Origin of the sequence: Mycobacterium sp. NPDC050041 (genome assembly GCF_049541695.1) — a bacterium.
Classification (GTDB): Bacteria; Actinomycetota; Actinomycetes; order Mycobacteriales; family Mycobacteriaceae; genus Mycobacterium.
Window position 1 is genome coordinate 318617 of the sequence record NZ_JBMVDG010000004.1, and the last position, 16668, is coordinate 335284.

A 16668-nucleotide genomic window follows, 5' to 3' on the forward strand; every position below is an offset into this window, starting at 1 on the left:
GAGGGTCAAACCGCCAGCCGTCCGCTCAGTCGGCGGCCGGCGGGCCCGCGGGCCTGGCGGCGGCCCGTCGCCGCGGCCGCCGGCTCGGGGCGGCGATCACCTCGGGTTCGACCAGGTCGTCGTCGTCCTCGTCGTCGTCGGAGTCGTCGTCGGAATCCTCGTCGTCGGAATCCTCGTCGTCGGAATCCTCGTCGTCGTCGGAGATGACGTCGATGTCGTCGTCCTCGTCCTCATCCTCGTCGTCGTCGAGTTCCATCTCGTCGTCGGACTCGTCCTCGTCCGAGTCCTCCTCGTCGGAATCGTCCGAGTCGTCCTCGTCATCCGAGTCCTCGAAGTCCTCGTCGGCCAGTTCCTCGCCGACGGCCTCGTGCAGCTTCTCGTCGTCCGCGCGCTCGCCGCCGGCGATGTTCTCGTCGTCCTCGCCGCCGTCGGAGTCGTCGTCCTCGGGCTTGCCGTTGGCTGCGGCCATCGCCTTGAACATCGGATGCTCGCCGGCCGGATGGCTCGGCACCTTGACGACCGGGACCTCCTCGGTCTTGGCGGCCTTCTTGCCGCGCTTGCCGCGCCGACTGCCGCCGCCACCACCGCCGGCTTGACCGCCGCCGCCGGAGTCGGACTTGCGCCCGCCGCCCGACGACGTGGAGTCCACCGGGTCGCCGTGCAGCAGGATGCCGCGTCCGGCGCAGTGCGGGCACGCAGTGGAGAACGCCTCCACGAGACCGGTGCCCAACTTCTTGCGGGTCAGCTGCACCAGCCCGAGCGAGGTCACCTCCGACACCTGGTGACGGGTGCGGTCGCGGGCCAGCGCCTCGGTCAGACGGCGCAGCACCAGGTCGCGGTTGTTCTCCAGCACCATGTCGATGAAGTCGATGACGATGATGCCGCCGATGTCGCGCAGCCGGAGCTGGCGCACGATCTCCTCGGCGGCCTCCAGGTTGTTCCGGGTGACCGTCTGCTCCAGGTTGCCGCCGGAGCCGGTGAACTTGCCGGTGTTGACGTCGACGACGGTCATCGCCTCGGTGCGGTCGATCACCAGGGTGCCGCCCGAGGGCAGCCACACCTTGCGGTCCATCGCCTTGGCGAGCTGTTCGTCGATGCGGTGCACGGCGAACACGTCGGGAGCCGTGCCGCCCTCGGCGGAGCCGGCCGGCTCGTACTTGGTCAGCCGCGGCACCAGGTCGGGGGCGACGGCGCTGACGTAGCTGTCGATCGTCTTCCAGGCCTCGTCACCGGACACGATGAGGCTGGAGAAGTCCTCGTTGAACAGGTCGCGGATGACCTTGACCAGCACGTCGGGCTCTTCGTAGAGCGCCATCGCGGCGCCGGCCTTCTTGCCGATGACCTCGGTGGACTTGGCCTCGATCTGATTCCAGCGCTCCTGCAGCCGATTGACGTCGGAGCGGATGTCCTCTTCTTTGACGCCCTCGGAGGCGGTGCGGATGATCACGCCGGCGTCCGACGGCACCACCTCGCGCAGGATCTCCTTGAGCCGCTGACGCTCGGTGTCGGGCAGCTTGCGGCTGATCCCGGTGGACGACGCGCCCGGCACGTACACCAGGTAGCGGCCTGCCAGGGACACCTGCGTGGTCAGCCGTGCGCCCTTGTGGCCGACGGGGTCCTTGCTGACCTGGACCACGACGTAGTCGCCCGGCTTGAGGGCCTGCTCGATCTTGCGTTGGGCGCCGCCGAGTCCGGCCGCCTCCCAGTTCACCTCACCGGCGTAGAGCACGCCGTTGCGGCCGCGGCCGATGTCGACGAACGCCGCCTCCATCGACGGCAGCACGTTCTGCACGATGCCGAGGTAGATGTTGCCGACCAGCGACGACTGGGCCGCCGAGGTGACGAAGTGCTCGACGACGACCCCGTCCTCGAGCACGGCGATCTGGGTGTAGCGGGCGCCCTCGTGGGGGGGTTCGGTGCGGACCCTGTCGCGCACCACCATCACGCGTTCGACGGCCTCGCGGCGGGCGAGGAATTCCGCCTCGGACAGGATCGGCGGCCGGCGACGGCCCGCGTCGCGACCGTCGCGGCGGCGCTGCCGCTTGGCTTCCAGCCGGGTCGACCCACTGATGCCCTGGATCTCGTCGGGGTCCTTGGCGTTCTTCGACGACTTCTCGCGCGGGGGCCGTTCGTGTACGACGGTGTTCGGCGGGTCGTCCGGCGAGCCCGACTCACCGTCGTCGCCCGAACCGGACTTGCGGCGGCGACGCCTGCGCCGGCGGCGGGTGGCGCCTTCGGAGTCCTGGCCGTCGTCGTCCCCGTTGTCGTCGTCGGAGTCGTCCCCGGAGTCCTGATCGGCCGATTCGTCCTGATTGTCCGGCTGATCGTCGCCCTCGGAGTCACCGGCGTCGTCGCTCTGCTCGCCCCGGCCGCGGCCACGGCCACGGCGTCCGCGCCGGCGCCTGCGCGCCGCGGGCCGGTCGCCCGAGTCGTCATCGGAGTCCGACGCCGTTTCGGGCTCGTCGTCCTCGTCGTCGTCGTCATCGTCGTCCGGGGCCTCGGCCGTGACCGGCTGCGGCGCGACGAACAGCGGTAGGTAGGCGGCGGGCGCGGGAGCCGTCTCCAGCATCAGCCGGGATTCGGGTTCCTCGACGGCGGCCGGTTCGGTCCGCTCCTCGGCGACCGGTTCGGCAGCCGCCTCGGCGAGCTGATCCGCCGGCTGCTGGGGCGCGGCCACTTCTGCGGGGCCGTCGGCTTCCGCCGACGCGAGGGCGTCGCGTACCCGTTCGGCGTCGCTCTTGTCGATGGTCGAGTGTGCGCTGCGGGTGCGTCCGTCGAACTGCGCCAGCGCGTCGAGCACCCGCTTGCTGGTGGTGCCGAGCACCCTGGCCAGCGAATGGACCCTCAACCGGTCGGGAAGGCCGTCCTGAGGCTGGGCCGGCGGCGGGGGCTCCGCCGCTGCGAGCTCTTCGTTGTGGGCTGCAAAGTTGTCACTGTCGGCCACGTATTCTCCTCGAGCCCCCGGGCGCGTCGTATCGACGCGGCCACGCGAGGGCTTGCGCTCTTGTGCCCGGCAGTCACTTCTCCGGACTTGTTGTGGTCTCGCTCCGGGCGGCCCCAGGTCAGGACCTACTCGGTGCCTGGCTGAATGACGGCTGGACGGTCTGCGCCACATCGTTCGAGACGATGGTCGCGCTCGTCGAAGTCTTCATTCGGGTAGGCCGGCCTCGGATGAAGGCCGCTCACCCGAGACCAGTATCCCACACCATCGGCGCCCGACCGACCAAGCGCCGCAAACTCGCGTTGCGGCCGGTCTAGCCGCCCGGGAACCAGAGCTCGATCTCGCGCACCGCGGAGTCGGGCGAATCCGAGCCGTGGACCAGGTTGTCCTGGGTGACGAGCGCCAGGTCGCCGCGGATCGTGCCGGGCACGGCCTTCTCCACCGGGTCGGTTCCGCCGGCGATCTGACGGAATGCGGCAACGGCGCGCGGTCCTTCGACGACGGCGGCCAGCACCGGTCCGGAGGTGATGAATTCCAGCAGCGACGGGAAGAACGGCTTGCCCTCGTGCTCGGCGTAGTGCTTGCGGGCGAGTTCCTCGCTCACGTTCTTCAGCTCGAGGGCCGCGATGGTCAGCCCCTTACGCTCGATCCTGCTCAGGATCTCTCCGACCAGGCGACGCTTCACACCGTCGGGCTTGATGAGTACCAGGGTCCGCTCAGTCACGGAATGAGAGCGTACCGGTCACTGCTGAACGCCCTCCCCCGAGTCGCGTCCCTGCGGCTCATCGGCCTGCGGCTGCTGGCCCGGCAGCAGGCCGTGATCCTGCCGCCGCTTCACCTCGGTCCGCAGATAGAGGATCAGCAGCCACACCCCGGCGAAGAGCATCCCGATGAAGCCGATCGCGCCGTGCAGCACCGCCCCGGCGATCACCGGCACCTGCAGTCCCAGGTTCGCCCAGATCGCCCACGACCGTCCCTGCAGCCCCGCCAGCAGGACCATCAGCACCGCAAGGCCGACGAGGTATCCGATGCTCGGCGGCGTCAGGCCCGGCTCGCCGACCGCGACCACCGGCAGCGCGAGCAGCACCACGATCGCCTCGAGGATCAGGGTCCCAGCCATCACGCCGCGGAAACTGCGCCACGGGTCGGGCCCCTGCGGTACGGGTTGCTCGCTCACTGCGGGTCCCGTCCGAAGAGGGTGCGGGCCGCGCCTGCGGTCACGACCGAACCGGTGATCACCATTCCCGCGCCGGACAGCCCCTCGGCGTCCTGGCCGGCCTCCTCGACGAGCGCGGTGGCCGCCTCGATCGCGTCGGGCAGGGTTGGGGCGGTGAGCACCCGGTCGGGGCCGAACCGCTCCTGCGCCAGCAGGGCCAGCGCGTCGACCTCGAGGGCGCGCGGAGAACCGTTGTGGGTCACCACGATCTGATCGAACGCCGGCTCCAGTGCCGCGAGGATGCCGTCGACGTCCTTGTCCGCCATCACCGATACCACGCCGACCAGGAACCGGAAGTCGAACTCGTCCCGCAGCGCCGATGCCAGCGCCGCCGCACCGGCCGGGTTGTGCGCGGCGTCGATGAACACCGTCGGCGCGTTGCGCATGCGCTCCAGCCGGCCGGGGCTGGACACCGCGGCGAATCCGGCCCGCACCGCGTCGACGTCGAGTTGGCGCGACGCGCCCGCCCCGAAGAACGCCTCGACCGCGGCCAGCGCGAGTACCGCGTTGTGTGCCTGGTGCTCGCCGTGCAGCGGAAGGAAGATGTCCGAGTACCGGCCGCCCAGCCCCTGCAGTTCCAGCAGCTGCCCGCCGACGGCCACCTGGCGGCTGAGCACCGCGAACTCGGAGTCCTCCCGGGCCACCGCGGCGTCGGCGCGCACGGTCTGCTCCAGCAGCACCTCCATGGCTTCGGGCGCCTGGCGGGCGATCACGGCGACCGTGTCGGTCGGCACCAGGTCGTCCTGCTCCTGCCGGACGATGATGCCGGCCTTCTCGGCGGCGATCTCGGCGATGGTCTCGCCGAGGTAGTCGGCGTGGTCGAGGCCGATCGGGGTGATGACGGCGACGGGTGCGGTGACGACGTTGGTGGCGTCCCAGCGACCGCCCATGCCGACCTCCACCACGGCCACCTCGATCGGCGCGTCGGCGAACGCCGCGAACGCCATCGCGGTGAGCACCTCGAACTTGCTCATCTTCGGGCCACCGGTGGCCTCGGACTGCTGGTCGACGAGCTCGACGAACGGTTCGATCTCGCGATAGGTCGCGACGTACTGCGCCGGTGTGATCGGTGCACCGTCGATCGAGATGCGCTCGACGGCCGACTGCAGGTGCGGGCTGGTGGTGCGTCCGGTCCGCCGGTGCAGCGCCGTGAGCAGGGCGTCGACCATGCGGGCGACCGAGGTCTTGCCGTTGGTGCCCGCGATGTGGATCGAGGGGTAGCCACGCTGCGGCGAGCCGAGCAGTTCGAGCAGCGCGTTGATCCGCACCGTGCTCGGCTCGAGCTTGGTCTCCGGCCAGCGCTGGTCGAGCAGGTGCTCCACCTGCAGCAGGGCGGCGATCTCATCGGGGGTCGGCTCGACCGTCATCGCAGCGCAGCCAGACGACCCGAGATCCGCTCCACCTCTTCGCGGGCCAGCTGCTGGCGCGACCGGATCTTCTCGACCACCGCTTCGGGCGCCTTGGCCAGGAAGGCGTCGTTGCCGAGCTTGCCCGTGGTCTGCGCCAGCTCCTTCTCGGCAGCCGCCAGGTCTTTCTGCAGCCGTTTGCGTTCGGCGTCGATGTCGACGGTGCCCGAGGTGTCGAGTTCGACGACGACGGTGCCGCCGGACAGCCGCACCTCGACGGCGGCCGAGGCGGCGAATCCGGCGTCGGCATCGGTCAGCCACGCCAGCGACCGCACCGCGGCAACCTGCGCGTCGAGGCCCGCTTCGGCCACCCCGGACAGCCTGGCGGGAACCCGCTGCCGGTCGCCGAGGCCCTGGTCGCTGCGGAACCGCCGCACCTCGGTGATGAGCTTCTGCATGTCGGTGACGCGTTGCGCAGCAACGGCATCGCCGGCGAAGCCGGACGGCTGCGGCCAGTCCGCGATCACCAGCGACTCCCCGTCGGTGAGCGCCTTCCACAGCACCTCGGTGACGAAGGGCATCACCGGGTGCAGCAGTTTGAGCAGGGTGTCGAGCACCGCTGCGAGTACCGCCGTGGTGTGCGAGGCACCCTCGCCCAGCTGAACTTTCGCCAGCTCCACGTACCAGTCACAGAACTCGTCCCAGGCGAAGTGGTACAGCGACTCACACGCCTTGCTGAACTCGTAGCCGTCCAGTGCGGAATCGACCTCTGCCCGGACCTCTTCGAGTCGGCCGAGGATCCAGCGGTCGGCGTCGGTCAGTGCGGCGGTATCGGGCAGCGGGGCCGGGGCGGCCCCGTTCATCAGCGCGAACCGGGTCGCGTTGAACAGCTTGGTGGCGAAGTTGCGTGACGCTCTGGCGTGGTCCTCACCGATGGACAGGTCACCGCCGGGGCTGGCGCCACGGGCCAGGGTGAACCGCAGCGCGTCGGCGCCGAACGTCTCCACCCAGTCCAGTGGATCGATGCCGTTGCCGCGGGACTTGCTCATCTTGCGACCGTGTTCGTCACGGATCAGGCCGTGCAGGAACACATTACGGAACGGAACCGGCGCAGGTCGCTGCCCGTCGAGAGTGATCGCCGGATCGTCGGCGACGAAGGTGCCGAACATCATCATCCGGGCCACCCAGAAGAACAGGATGTCGTAACCGGTGACCAGCACGGTGGTCGGATAGAAGGTGGCGAGTTCGGCGGTGCGCTCCGGCCACCCGAGCGTAGAGAACGGCCATAGCGCCGAGGAGAACCAGGTGTCGAGGACGTCGGGGTCCTGTTCCCAGCCCGCCGGCGGGGTCTCGTCGGGGCCCACGCACACCGTCTGGCCGTCGGGGCCGTGCCAGATGGGGATCCGGTGGCCCCACCACAGCTGCCGGGAGATGGTCCAGTCGTGCATGTTGTCCACCCAGTCGAACCACCGCGGTTCCAGGCTGGGCGGATGGATCACGGTGTCGCCGTTGCGCACCGCGTCACCGGCGGCCTTGGCCAGCGACTCGACCTTCACCCACCACTGCAGGCTCAACCGCGGCTCGATCGGTTCGCCGCTGCGCTCGGAGTGGCCGACGCTGTGCAGGTACGGCCGCTTCTCGGCGACGACGCGGCCCTGCGCGGCGAGCACCTCGCGCACCCGCACCCGCGCCTCGAAGCGATCCATGCCGTCGAATTCTGTTCCGGTGTCGGCGATCCGGCCCGCGGTGTCCATGATCGTCGGCATCGGAAGCTGGTGGCGCAGTCCGATCTCGAAGTCGTTCGGATCGTGCGCGGGGGTGATCTTCACTGCGCCGGTGCCGAATTCGGGGTCGACGTGCTCGTCGGCGACGACGATCAGCTCCCGGTCGACGAACGGGTGTGGCAGTGTCTGGCCGACCAGATCGCGGTACCGGTCGTCGTCGGGGTGCACTGCGATCGCGGTGTCGCCGAGCATCGTCTCCATCCGGGTGGTGGCCACCACGATGTGCGGTTCGTCGTCGTTCATCGAGCCGTAGCGGAACGACACCAGCTCGCCCTCGACGTCCTCGTACTTCACCTCGAGATCGCTGATGGCGGTCTTCAGCACCGGCGACCAGTTCACCAGGCGCTCGGCCTGGTAGATCAGCCCGGCGTCGTAGAGCCGCTTGAAGATGGTGCGCACCGCTCGCGACAGGCCGTCGTCCATGGTGAAGCGGTCGCGACTCCAGTCCACCCCGTCACCGAGGCGGCGCATCTGGCCACCGATGGTGCCGCCCGATTCGCGCTTCCAGTCCCAGACCTTGTCGATGAACAGTTCGCGGCCGAAGTCCTCTTTGGTCTTGCCGTCCACGGCGAGCTGCTTCTCGACCACGCTCTGGGTGGCGATACCGGCGTGGTCCATGCCGGGCAGCCACAGCACCTCGTGACCCTGCATGCGCTTGCGCCGGGTCAGCGCGTCCATCAGCGTGTGGTCCAGCGCGTGTCCCATGTGCAGGCTGCCGGTCACGTTCGGCGGAGGAAGCACGATGGAGTACGGCGGCTTGCCGCTGGACGGATCGGCCTGGAAGTAGCCGGCTTCCACCCAGCCCCGGTACAGCTCGTCCTCCACCGCAGCCGGGTCCCACTGTTTGGGCAGGGCGTCGGCTCGGGAGTCAGGGGTGGCGGTCACCGGACAATTCTAGGGATCGACGTGCGAGGAGGCCCCGCGGGTCCTGGTCAGTCCCAGGTGCGGCTGAACCTGTACCACGGGCCTGTGAACTGCGTCTCGATGCTGCTCACCTCACCCTGGCGCTCGGGCTCGGACGGCCCCTCGGGCAGATACGCCAGTCCGTTGGTGCCGAGGAAGCCGCCAGGGATGGTGAAGTACACGTCACGGCCGTAGCTGCTGACCTGACTGATGCGGTACGTCCCGATCCGGCCCACGAACCGCGCCGGATCCTCGCCACCCTCGATCGAGGTGACGGCGTGCTCGAAGGCGGGTCGCGCCTGGGCGAAGCGCACCCGCGCGGGCGCGTCCACCTGGATGAGGACCGCAGTGGCGCCGAAGATCACCGGCACGACGAGGGTTCGGACGAAGAAGCGCCTGGCGGTGACCGCACTGGCGACGGTCCGGAAGAGCCAGCAGGCGACCACGACGGCGCCGACGGCCAGACCCAGTAGGCCGGTGCCGAACGCGGTGCCGAACGAACTGTTCGACCAGCAGATCAGGGCTGCGGCCAGCAGTGCGCCTGCGGCGAGCAGCGGTCCGGGCGGCCGACTTAGGAAGCGGCTGACCATCGACTGCTGCGCGGCCGGCGGTGCATACGGTGGCGCGCCGTACGGGTTCGGCCCGAACTGGTCAGGCGGCGGAGGCCAGTTCGGAGGTGGCGGTGGCCCGCCTATTTCCTGCCGCCCAGCATGCCGCCGAGGATCTCGCCGATCACGTTGCCCTGGTTGCCGCTACCCTGGTTGCCGCCGAGCACGCTGCCGAGGATGCTGCCCAGCGGGTTGTTGCCGCCGCCACCGGAGCCGCCGAGGATGCTGCCCAGCACGTCGCCGAGCCCGCCGCCGGACGACTGCTGCTGCGGCGCCTCCGCGGGGGCGGACTGCTTCTGGGAGAGCTGCTTGCCGATGTAGGCGAGCACGATCGGGGCGAGGATCGGCAGCAGTTGCTTGATCAGGTCGCTGCCGCCGGCGCCCTTGCCACCCAGCGCAGAGGCCACCGCGTCGCTGTCGTTGCCGCCGAAGATGTGGGCGACGATCTTGTCGCCGTCCTTCTTGTCGACCTGGTCGACGCTGACGCCGCCGTCGAGCAGTCCACTGGCGGCGTGCTGGTGCACCGCAGATTCGAGCTCGCTCGAGTCGATGCTGTCCGCCTGCACGTTCTCCTGGACACCGCCGACGAGTGCGGGCACCAGGGTGCGGATGGCGTTGTCCACCTCGGCCTGGTCGGCACCCAGTTGTCTGGCGATGTCCTGAACCGGGATCTGTGCGAAGAGTTCGTCGAGGCCTGCCATGTTCTCCACCTTCGTCGCTGAAGCGCCAGTGGTGGTCACCCTAGTTGACCTGATCTTGTCCGACGGCCGTTCGGCCGGACCGCGTCAGCCGAGCCGCGCGGTCTCCAGTGACACCTCGGCCACCGGGAACCTGGCCAGCAGCGCGTCGCCCATCGCCGCCGCCGGGGTGAGCACACCCCGCAGGTCGGACAGCTTGTCCCGGTCGAAGGCCAGCGCCAGCCCGCACTCGCCGAGCAGCACGGACGTCGCCTTGTAGCCGGGGTCGCCCTGCTGGGACATCCGGCTCACGTACCGGGCGCCGCTGGTGGTCGTGGTGTAGGTCTCCACCGTGTAGTGCCCCTGTTCACGGGCTTTCTCGCTCGGCCCGGTGCCCGCCTTGGGCAGCACACGCTCGACGGCCTTGCGCGGCAACTTGTCGAAGAAGCGCGTGCCGAGGGCGAAGACCGCGCCGTTGACGCCCGCACCCAGTGCCGCGGCGGCGGGAGCGGCGACCGACCGGCCAACACTCATCACCTCGCCGTACTCGAACCGGCGGCCGTACGGGTATTCCAGTAAGGCGTTGCTGCGCCGCACGATACGGGTGTTGGCCGCCGCCATCACGAACGCCGTGGTCCAGTAGCCGGCGAGTTCGGGAGCGATCTCGGCGCCGCGCCGCCACCGCAGGTCGGGTTGGGCGCCGAGTTCCGGTTCGGCGGCGCGGTCCGGGGTCAGGGTGTACGGATCGTTCATCTGCCGCCGGGCATCGGGATCGGAGGCCGCCGTGCGCATCACCTCGGTCATCGACGCGAGCGTCCCACCGGAGACTCCGCCGGCGAACGAGCGGACCACCAGGGTGGTGTCGCCGAGATCGCCTGCACCGTCCTCAGCGGCCTTGCGGTACAACGCATAGACCGTGAGATCTGACGGCACGGAGTCGAATCCGCAGGAGTGCACGATGCGCGCGCCGGTGTCGGCGGCCTGCTTGTGGTAGTGGTCGATGCTGTCGCGGATGAACATCGTCTCGCCGGTCAGGTCGGCGTAGTCGGTTCCCGCCGCGGCACAGGCGGCGACCAACGGCAGGCCGTAGCGGGTGTACGGGCCGACCGTGGTGATCACCACCCGGGTCTGCGCGGCCATCGCGTCGAGGGTCGACGGCTGCGAAGCGTCCGCGCTGATCAGCGGCCAGTCCGCGGCATTCGGGCCGAGCGAGTCGCGGACCGCGAGCAGTTTGTCCTGCGACCTACCGGCCAGCGCGATGCGCGCATCCCCGCCTGCCCGGGCCAGGTACTCGGCGGTCAGCCGGCCGGCGAAGCCGGTGGCCCCGTACAGGACGATGTCGAATTGACGCTGCTCCTGGCTCATGTGCCCGACGCTACCCGAGCAGTTCCGGCCACTCGACGTCCCGGCCGAGCACGTGCTGATCCAGGAATCCGAGCACCACCTGATACCAGAGCTTGGCGTGCGCGGGGTGCAGCACCCAGTGGTTCTCCGAGGGAAAGTAGAGGAACCGGTGCGGCGTCTGACCATGCTCGTCGGCCGGCAGTGCCGACTCGGTGAGCAGCTCGTACCACAGCCGCAACGCCTCCCCGATCGGCACGCGGTAGTCCTTGTCGCCGTGGATCACCAGCATCGGCGTGCGGATGCCGGCGACGTGGTGGTGCGGCGAGTTGGCGGCGGCCATTTCGGGAGTCATCTCCCTCGCCCACCAGTAGGCGCCGTCGGTGGTGGGGCCGAACTGGTCGAGCGCCCACAGGCTGGCGTGCGTCACCACGGCGGCGAACCGGTCGGTGTGGCCGGCGATCCAGTTCGCCATGTAGCCGCCGAACGATCCGCCCATGGCTGCGGTCCTGGTGCCGTCGACGCGCGGATGGGCGCACGCCGCGTCGGTGGCCGCCATCAGGTCGGTGTACGGGGCGGATCCCCATGCCCCCCAGCCTCGTTGGACGAAGTCCTGGCCGTAGCCGGTGGAGAGCGCGGGATCCGGCAGCAACACCGCGTAACCCTGCGCGGCGAGCAGCCACGGATTCCACCGCCAGTGCCAGCTGTTCCAGCTGCCGAGCGGGCCGCCGTGCACCCACAGCACCAGCGGCGCGGGTGCCGCGTCGGTCGCGGTCTCCGGAAGAGTCAGCCAGGACCGGACGGTTGCGCCGTCGGCGGCGGTGGCCGTCACCTCGGTCAGCGTGCCGGGCAGCGGGGGCGCGTCGACGGCGGCGAGGGCGGTGACCGTGCCATCCGCGGAGATGCGCACCGGATGCGGCGGCGCGGCATAGGAACTGCGCAGCGCGTAGATGACGCCGCCGGGCGCGGTGCGTACGTCGGTGTAGGTGTGGTCGTCGCCGGTGATCCGGTCGACGGCGCCGGTCACCGGATCGACGCGGAACACCGGTCCCCGGCCTGCGTCGTCGGCGGTGACGATCAGCGCCGCGGAGTCCGCGGTCCATGCCACCGAGGCGGGCCACCGGTCCCAGTCCGCGGTCAGCTCGACGAACTGGGTGTCGCCGAATCGCAACAGGCACAGCGTGATCCGTGGGGCCTGCGTCGGCGTGGAGTAGGTCTCCCGAGTGAAGGCCACCGCGGAGCCGTCGGGTGCGATCACCGGATGGTCCAGGTCGGCACCGGCATCCTCGGCGAGCGGCGTGCGCTCCCCCGTGGCGACGTCGATGCGCACCAGTGTGCGGCGCATCGCTGCGCCGGGCCCCGGCACGTCCCAGGTGGTCACGATCAACCGGCCGTCGGCACTCACGTCGAACGTGGAGTCGTTCAGCGCCGCACCGGGTTCGGGGGTGAGGTCGCGGGACCCGGCGGTGTCGAGCAGGTGCGGGTGATCGGGGCCCAGATCGCGATCCCAATGCCGCACCGGGTAGCCGGTGTGCAGCACCGCCGTCACCTTGTTGTCCTTGCGGAGCGTCCGCAGTCGCGCGTCGTCGCCGATGTCGGCGGCCGCGGCCAGCAGCGGCACGGTGACGATCGTGGTGTCGGCCGCGCGTGCGCTGCGCACCGCGCCGACGCCGCCTGCCGGCGCGAGCACTTCGATCGCCTCCCCGCCTGCCGCAGGCAACCGCCACAGTCGCGCAGGCGGGCTGTCGTCGCCGGGAGTCGCACGCGAAGCCACGAACAGCAGATCGCCGTCGGCGGTGAACGCCGGCGCGGACTCACCCTTGGCACCGCGGGTCAGCCGCCTCGCCGGCCGCTCACCGTCCGGATCGAGTTCCCAGATGGCAGAGACGAACTCAGTGCGGCTCTTGTCGAGTTCGGCGATGGTGGTGACCACCCGGCGCCCGTCCGGGGACACCGCGAGACCAGACACCCGGGGCAGCGCGAGGTACTCGTCGAGGTCGGCGAAGGGCGTCGGGTGGGCAGCGGCAGTCATGCCCCGTTGGTAGCACACGCTACGTTCGACCGATGGCCCAGCGGATACTGATCGTCGGTGCCGGCATCGCCGGTCTGGCCACCGCGGTGGCCCTGCAGCGGCACGGACACGACGTCGCGATCATCGAGGCGAAGGCCGACACCGCCACCGGCGCCGGCATCAGCATCTGGCCCAACGCGCTGGCGGCGCTCGACGAAATCGGCCTCGGCGATGCGGTGCGCGATGCGGGCGGGCGTGTCACCGCAGGCGCGATGCGCTGGCAGGACGGGTCCTGGCTGCGGCGGCCCACCGCCGAGCGGATGGTGCGGGCGCTGGGCGAGCCCCTCGTGGTGATCCGGCGCAACGCGCTCACCGAGATCCTGGCCGGGGTGTTGCGCCCGGGCACTGTCGAGAGCGGGGTGACGGCCGACGACCTGGTCCTCACCGGCGCAGGCGCTCGGGTGACCCTGTCGGATGCGACGGCGCGCGAGGTGGATGCCGTGATCGGCGCCGACGGTGTCGGATCGATGGTGGCGCGCCACCTGAACGGGCAGCTGAATCACCGGTACGCCGGCTACACGGCGTGGCGGGCCATCGCCGCCCACACCCTCGATCCCGATCTCGCGGGCGAGACGATGGGCGCGGGTCGCGAGGTCGGCCATGTGCCGCTCGGACCGGACCACACCTACTGGTTCGCCACCGAGCGGGCGGCCGAGGGCGGCACGGCGCCGGGCGGCGAACTCGAGCACCTGCGGCGACGGTTCGCCTCGTGGGCGGAGCCGATTCCCGCGTTGTTGGCCGCGACGGCCGAGGGTGACGTGTTGCGCAACGACCTCTACGACCGGGACTTCGCCCGGCAGTGGTCACGCGGCCCGGTGGTGCTGGTCGGCGACGCCGCCCATCCGATGCGGCCACACCTGGGCCAGGGCGGCTGCCAGGGGCTCGAGGATGCGGCGGTGCTGGCCGCGATGGTGCAGCGGTGTGCGGACCTGCCGACGGCGTTCGCCGAGTTCGCGAGATTCCGGCGGCCACGGACTCGGGCGCTGGTGCGCGAATCCGCCATGATCGGTCGCGTGGTCAACCTGCGGCCCGCGCTGCTCAGCGCCGCGGCCAGCCGGGCCTCGGTGTTGGTGCCGGAAGCGCTGCTGGCCCGCCACCTGGCGTCGGTGGCGGCCCGCGAAGCCTTCGCGATGCCCGGCGATCCGCCGCGGTGAGCGTCGTCCTCGGCCCGCTCGCGGTCGACGCAGCAGACCCGGTCGCGCTACGGGCGTTCTGGGCCGGTGTGCTCGGCGTCCACCAACAGCGGCGGTTGCTCGACGTCCGCCCGCAGAAGGGCCCGAAGTCGGTGAAGAACCGGGTGCACCTCGATGTCCGCGTCGGCGATCCCGACCGCCTGATCGCGCTCGGCGCCCGGTTGCTCGCCGCTCATCCGCCCGACTGGGTCACGCTCGCCGACGTAGAAGGCAACGAGTTCTGCGCCTTCCCCGACCCGGCGCTGCCCGCCGACGAGCCCGCGGAGGCGTTCGCGGTGTGCACCGACAGCGACCGGCCCGAGGATCTGGCGGCGTGGTGGGCACCGCTGGTCGGTGCCCGGGTCGATGACGGGCCGGACGGTACTCCGCGCTGGCTGCGGGGCTGCGCAGGCTGGGAGGGTCTGATCTGGAAGTTCGTCCGGGTGGACGATGTGCGGGTGGTGCCGAACCGCTGGCGGCCGACGGTCACCGGGGCCGGCCACCTGCTCGTCGCCGGTGCGATCGAGGACGGCCCGGACCAGCTGGTGGACCCGCAGGGCAACGAGGTCAGCGTGGCACGCCCAGCGACGTCAGAGGGCTGAGCACCGACGAGCACATCCGGCGCAGGTCGAACAGGCCGAACACGCTGCCGGTGCGGATGGCGTCGCAGCCGCCTGCGGCGGGGGTGGGGGCGGGGCCGCCGACGTTCCAGATCGCCGGCGCACCGCCACGGGGACCGCACTTGGGCCAGGCGCCGATGCCCTGTTTGGCCAGCACCCGCTCGGCCACCCGGATCTGCTCGGAGCGCGGAGCGGTCGCCGGGTTGCCCCTGCCGCCGTGCGCGGCCCAGGTCGACGGCTTGAACTGCAGGCCGCCGTAGTGCCCGTTCCCGGTGTTGGTGGACCAGTTGCCCCCCGACTCGCACTGGGCGACCGCGTCCCAGTTCAGCGAGTCGGCGTTCGCCGTTGCCGGGGACAGCAGCGTGGGCGCCATGGCGATCGCCGCGGCTGTCGCGGTGAGCCAGCCGGCCCGGACCAGGGCCTTCCGCAGCGTGCCGATGATGCCGTTGGTGCAGTTGACGGTCATAACGGTCCTTCCCCGACCTCGTGACTTATCCGGTCCTTCGTGTGACCGGCGTCACGCGTTACAGGAGAGGCCGAAGTTCTCTACGGGGCGGACACGCAGTAGAGGTGCTGGAGAGAAGAAAGTGGCGGTGCCGGGTACACCCGACACCGCCACCGTCTGCTGCGAAGTTCTAGCCCTGCCCGCCGCACACCGGCCATGCGCCGATGCCCTGGCTGTTGAGCACGTTCTCGGCCACGCGGATCTGCTCCTCGCGCGAGGCATGGTGCGGCATGCCGGCCCCGCCGTTGCCCTTCCAGGTGCCCAGGGTGAACTGGAGGCCGCCGTAGTAGCCGTTTCCGGTGTTCGTCGACCAGTTGTTGCCGGACTCGCAGGAGGCAACGGCGTCCCAGTTGACGCCGCTGTCCGCATTCGCGGTACCGGTCGCCAGCGCCATCGGGGCCACGGCGAGCGCCCCGGCGATGGTGGCCAGTCCAAACGTCTTGCGGATGTTCTTCAAGTTCGATCCTTTCGCCAAGCGCGCGCCGGCGACGGCCCCGTAGGGGCGCGTCGCCTCGCAGAGGCTGGGAAGCCGGGGCGTGCCGTCTCGGTCAGGCACGCCAGGGGCGGCGATCTCGCCCCGCCGGGTGGATCCCGGCGGCCGCGGGGTGTCTCAACCCGTACGCGGACCCGCTCACACGCAGGTTCTCGGTTTTGAAATTATTTGCTCCAATTCCGAAGCCGGGTCGAACCGTACAAAACGGATTCGGGTGAAGTCATATCGAGCCGACGCCGATCCCGGTTTGATCACGGGCAGATCACGACGCCGATCCACCGCATCTCTGCGCAGGTCAGCGGCGGTATCGACGCGTCTCGCAAAATCGTTACGCTGGCGAAAGATCGTGAGGCAGTTCACGCGCGAAATGTGAGCTGGGTTACCCGAATCGCGCCAGAATCGGCGGCCGCTGGGGTTTGTGCGTGGAGATCAACGGGTACGGAACCGCCCTTACGCAGCAGATCCCGCGTGATTCGTGCGCAACCGGTTCGCTGAGGACTGCTGCGCGTATCGAAGTGTTCGACTCCACGACTCCTGTTGCCGTGCAACGTAATAACAGCCTATCAGTCAGCTCTTCAGTGGGACGCCACTCCGTTAGGCGTCAGTGGTCCACGGCACCCGCGGCCCACCGAGTAACCGCGGCACACAACGGTTTTCGGCGTTGCCCGGAATCATTCACTCGGGACCGCCGCACTCGGTCAACTGCGCCGGCTCCGGCGTCGTAAGCGATCAGCGCCGGTTCGACGACTCGTCACGACATCGGCCGCTTTCACACGTCGCCTCAGGCGCATCGGGAAAGGGCTTTCCGCCAACGACATCAGCCGCCGGTCGCACGAAAACCCTTGGCGGACAGCAACGTCAGACGCGCCGCCCCGTCACGGACCGGTTATTCGACGGCCGAACCAATCAAATGGCTGCCACCGAATAACGCCGCTCAATTGAGCGCATTTCACGCAATCTGCGAAATGGCGGACTTTGTATTACGAAATGA

12 protein-coding genes and 1 pseudogene are annotated in these 16668 nt (G+C 70.1%); 2 read left to right on the forward strand and 11 right to left on the reverse strand.

From position 1 onward, the window contains the following. Nucleotides 1-25 precede the first annotated feature (25 nt). The 9 genes from ACPCHZ_RS15825 to ACPCHZ_RS15865 form a co-directional block, all read right to left on the reverse strand. Nucleotides 26-2944 carry an Rne/Rng family ribonuclease gene (locus tag ACPCHZ_RS15825; RefSeq protein WP_423485595.1) on the reverse strand — a complete coding sequence of 973 codons (2919 nt, stop codon included), beginning with the start codon at nt 2942-2944 and terminating at the stop codon, nt 26-28. Between the two features lie 310 nt (nt 2945-3254). Next, nucleotides 3255-3665, reverse strand: a complete 411-nt coding sequence (gene ndk / locus ACPCHZ_RS15830; protein ID WP_364981747.1) for a nucleoside-diphosphate kinase — start codon at nt 3663-3665, stop codon at nt 3255-3257. A gap of 18 nt (nt 3666-3683) precedes the next feature. Continuing rightward, entirely contained in the window at nt 3684-4061 is a 378-nt protein-coding gene (locus ACPCHZ_RS15835; protein ID WP_423485732.1) for a DUF4233 domain-containing protein, read from the reverse strand. 53 nt (nt 4062-4114) lie between these two features. Beyond that, nucleotides 4115-5524 (reverse strand): bifunctional tetrahydrofolate synthase/dihydrofolate synthase, encoded by a 1410-nt coding sequence (gene folC, locus ACPCHZ_RS15840; protein WP_423485596.1) that lies wholly within the window; start codon nt 5522-5524, stop codon nt 4115-4117. Beyond that, nucleotides 5521-8172, reverse strand: coding sequence for a valine--tRNA ligase (locus tag ACPCHZ_RS15845; RefSeq protein ID WP_423485597.1), 2652 nt, complete (start codon nt 8170-8172; stop codon nt 5521-5523). Before ACPCHZ_RS15845 ends, folC begins: the two co-directional genes overlap by 4 nt. 47 nt (nt 8173-8219) lie before the next feature. Further along, nucleotides 8220-8780, reverse strand: coding sequence for a hypothetical protein (locus tag ACPCHZ_RS15850; protein ID WP_423485598.1), 561 nt, complete (start codon nt 8778-8780; stop codon nt 8220-8222). A gap of 101 nt (nt 8781-8881) precedes the next feature. Then, entirely contained in the window at nt 8882-9499 is a 618-nt protein-coding gene (locus tag ACPCHZ_RS15855) for a DUF937 domain-containing protein (protein WP_423485599.1), read from the reverse strand. 84 nt (nt 9500-9583) lie between these two features. Beyond that, a complete protein-coding gene (locus ACPCHZ_RS15860) occupies nt 9584-10840 on the reverse strand; it encodes a saccharopine dehydrogenase family protein (RefSeq protein WP_423485600.1) in 1257 nt (418 codons plus the stop codon). Between the two features lie 10 nt (nt 10841-10850). Continuing rightward, the gene (locus ACPCHZ_RS15865; RefSeq protein WP_423485601.1) at nt 10851-12848 is read right to left on the reverse strand and encodes a S9 family peptidase; all 1998 of its coding nucleotides are present in this window, start codon (nt 12846-12848) and stop codon (nt 10851-10853) included. 32 nt (nt 12849-12880) lie between these two features. On the opposite strand from ACPCHZ_RS15865, the gene ACPCHZ_RS15870 reads away from it, so the two are divergent. Continuing rightward, nucleotides 12881-14041, forward strand: coding sequence for an FAD-dependent oxidoreductase (locus ACPCHZ_RS15870; protein WP_423485602.1), 1161 nt, complete (start codon nt 12881-12883; stop codon nt 14039-14041). Continuing rightward, complete coding sequence (locus ACPCHZ_RS15875; protein WP_423485603.1) at nt 14038-14661, forward strand: VOC family protein; 624 nt, start codon at nt 14038-14040, stop codon at nt 14659-14661. The genes ACPCHZ_RS15870 and ACPCHZ_RS15875 overlap by 4 nt, the downstream gene beginning before the upstream one ends. On the opposite strand, the gene ACPCHZ_RS15880 is transcribed toward ACPCHZ_RS15875, so the two are convergent. After that, the gene (locus ACPCHZ_RS15880; RefSeq protein WP_423485604.1) at nt 14627-15145 is read right to left on the reverse strand and encodes a transglycosylase family protein; all 519 of its coding nucleotides are present in this window, start codon (nt 15143-15145) and stop codon (nt 14627-14629) included. The genes ACPCHZ_RS15875 and ACPCHZ_RS15880 overlap by 35 nt on opposite strands. A gap of 169 nt (nt 15146-15314) precedes the next feature. Beyond that, nucleotides 15315-15539 (reverse strand): annotated as a pseudogene (locus ACPCHZ_RS15885) (transglycosylase family protein); the annotation flags it as partial. Between the last annotated feature and the right edge of the window lie 1129 nt (nt 15540-16668).

Bases quoted from the DNA above. Each gene is read 5' to 3' on its own strand.
- ACPCHZ_RS15865 (WP_423485601.1), bottom strand. From the start codon at position 12,848: ATGACTGCCGCTGCCCACCCGACGCCCTTCGCCGACCTCGACGAGTAC.
- ACPCHZ_RS15835 (WP_423485732.1), bottom strand. From the start codon at position 4,061: ATGGCTGGGACCCTGATCCTCGAGGCGATCGTGGTGCTGCTCGCGCTG.
- ACPCHZ_RS15855 (WP_423485599.1), bottom strand. From the start codon at position 9,499: ATGGCAGGCCTCGACGAACTCTTCGCACAGATCCCGGTTCAGGACATC.
- ACPCHZ_RS15850 (WP_423485598.1), bottom strand. From the start codon at position 8,780: ATGGTCAGCCGCTTCCTAAGTCGGCCGCCCGGACCGCTGCTCGCCGCA.
- ACPCHZ_RS15870 (WP_423485602.1), top strand. From the start codon at position 12,881: ATGGCCCAGCGGATACTGATCGTCGGTGCCGGCATCGCCGGTCTGGCC.
- folC (WP_423485596.1), bottom strand. From the start codon at position 5,524: ATGACGGTCGAGCCGACCCCCGATGAGATCGCCGCCCTGCTGCAGGTG.
- ACPCHZ_RS15860 (WP_423485600.1), bottom strand. From the start codon at position 10,840: ATGAGCCAGGAGCAGCGTCAATTCGACATCGTCCTGTACGGGGCCACC.
- ACPCHZ_RS15880 (WP_423485604.1), bottom strand. From the start codon at position 15,145: ATGACCGTCAACTGCACCAACGGCATCATCGGCACGCTGCGGAAGGCC.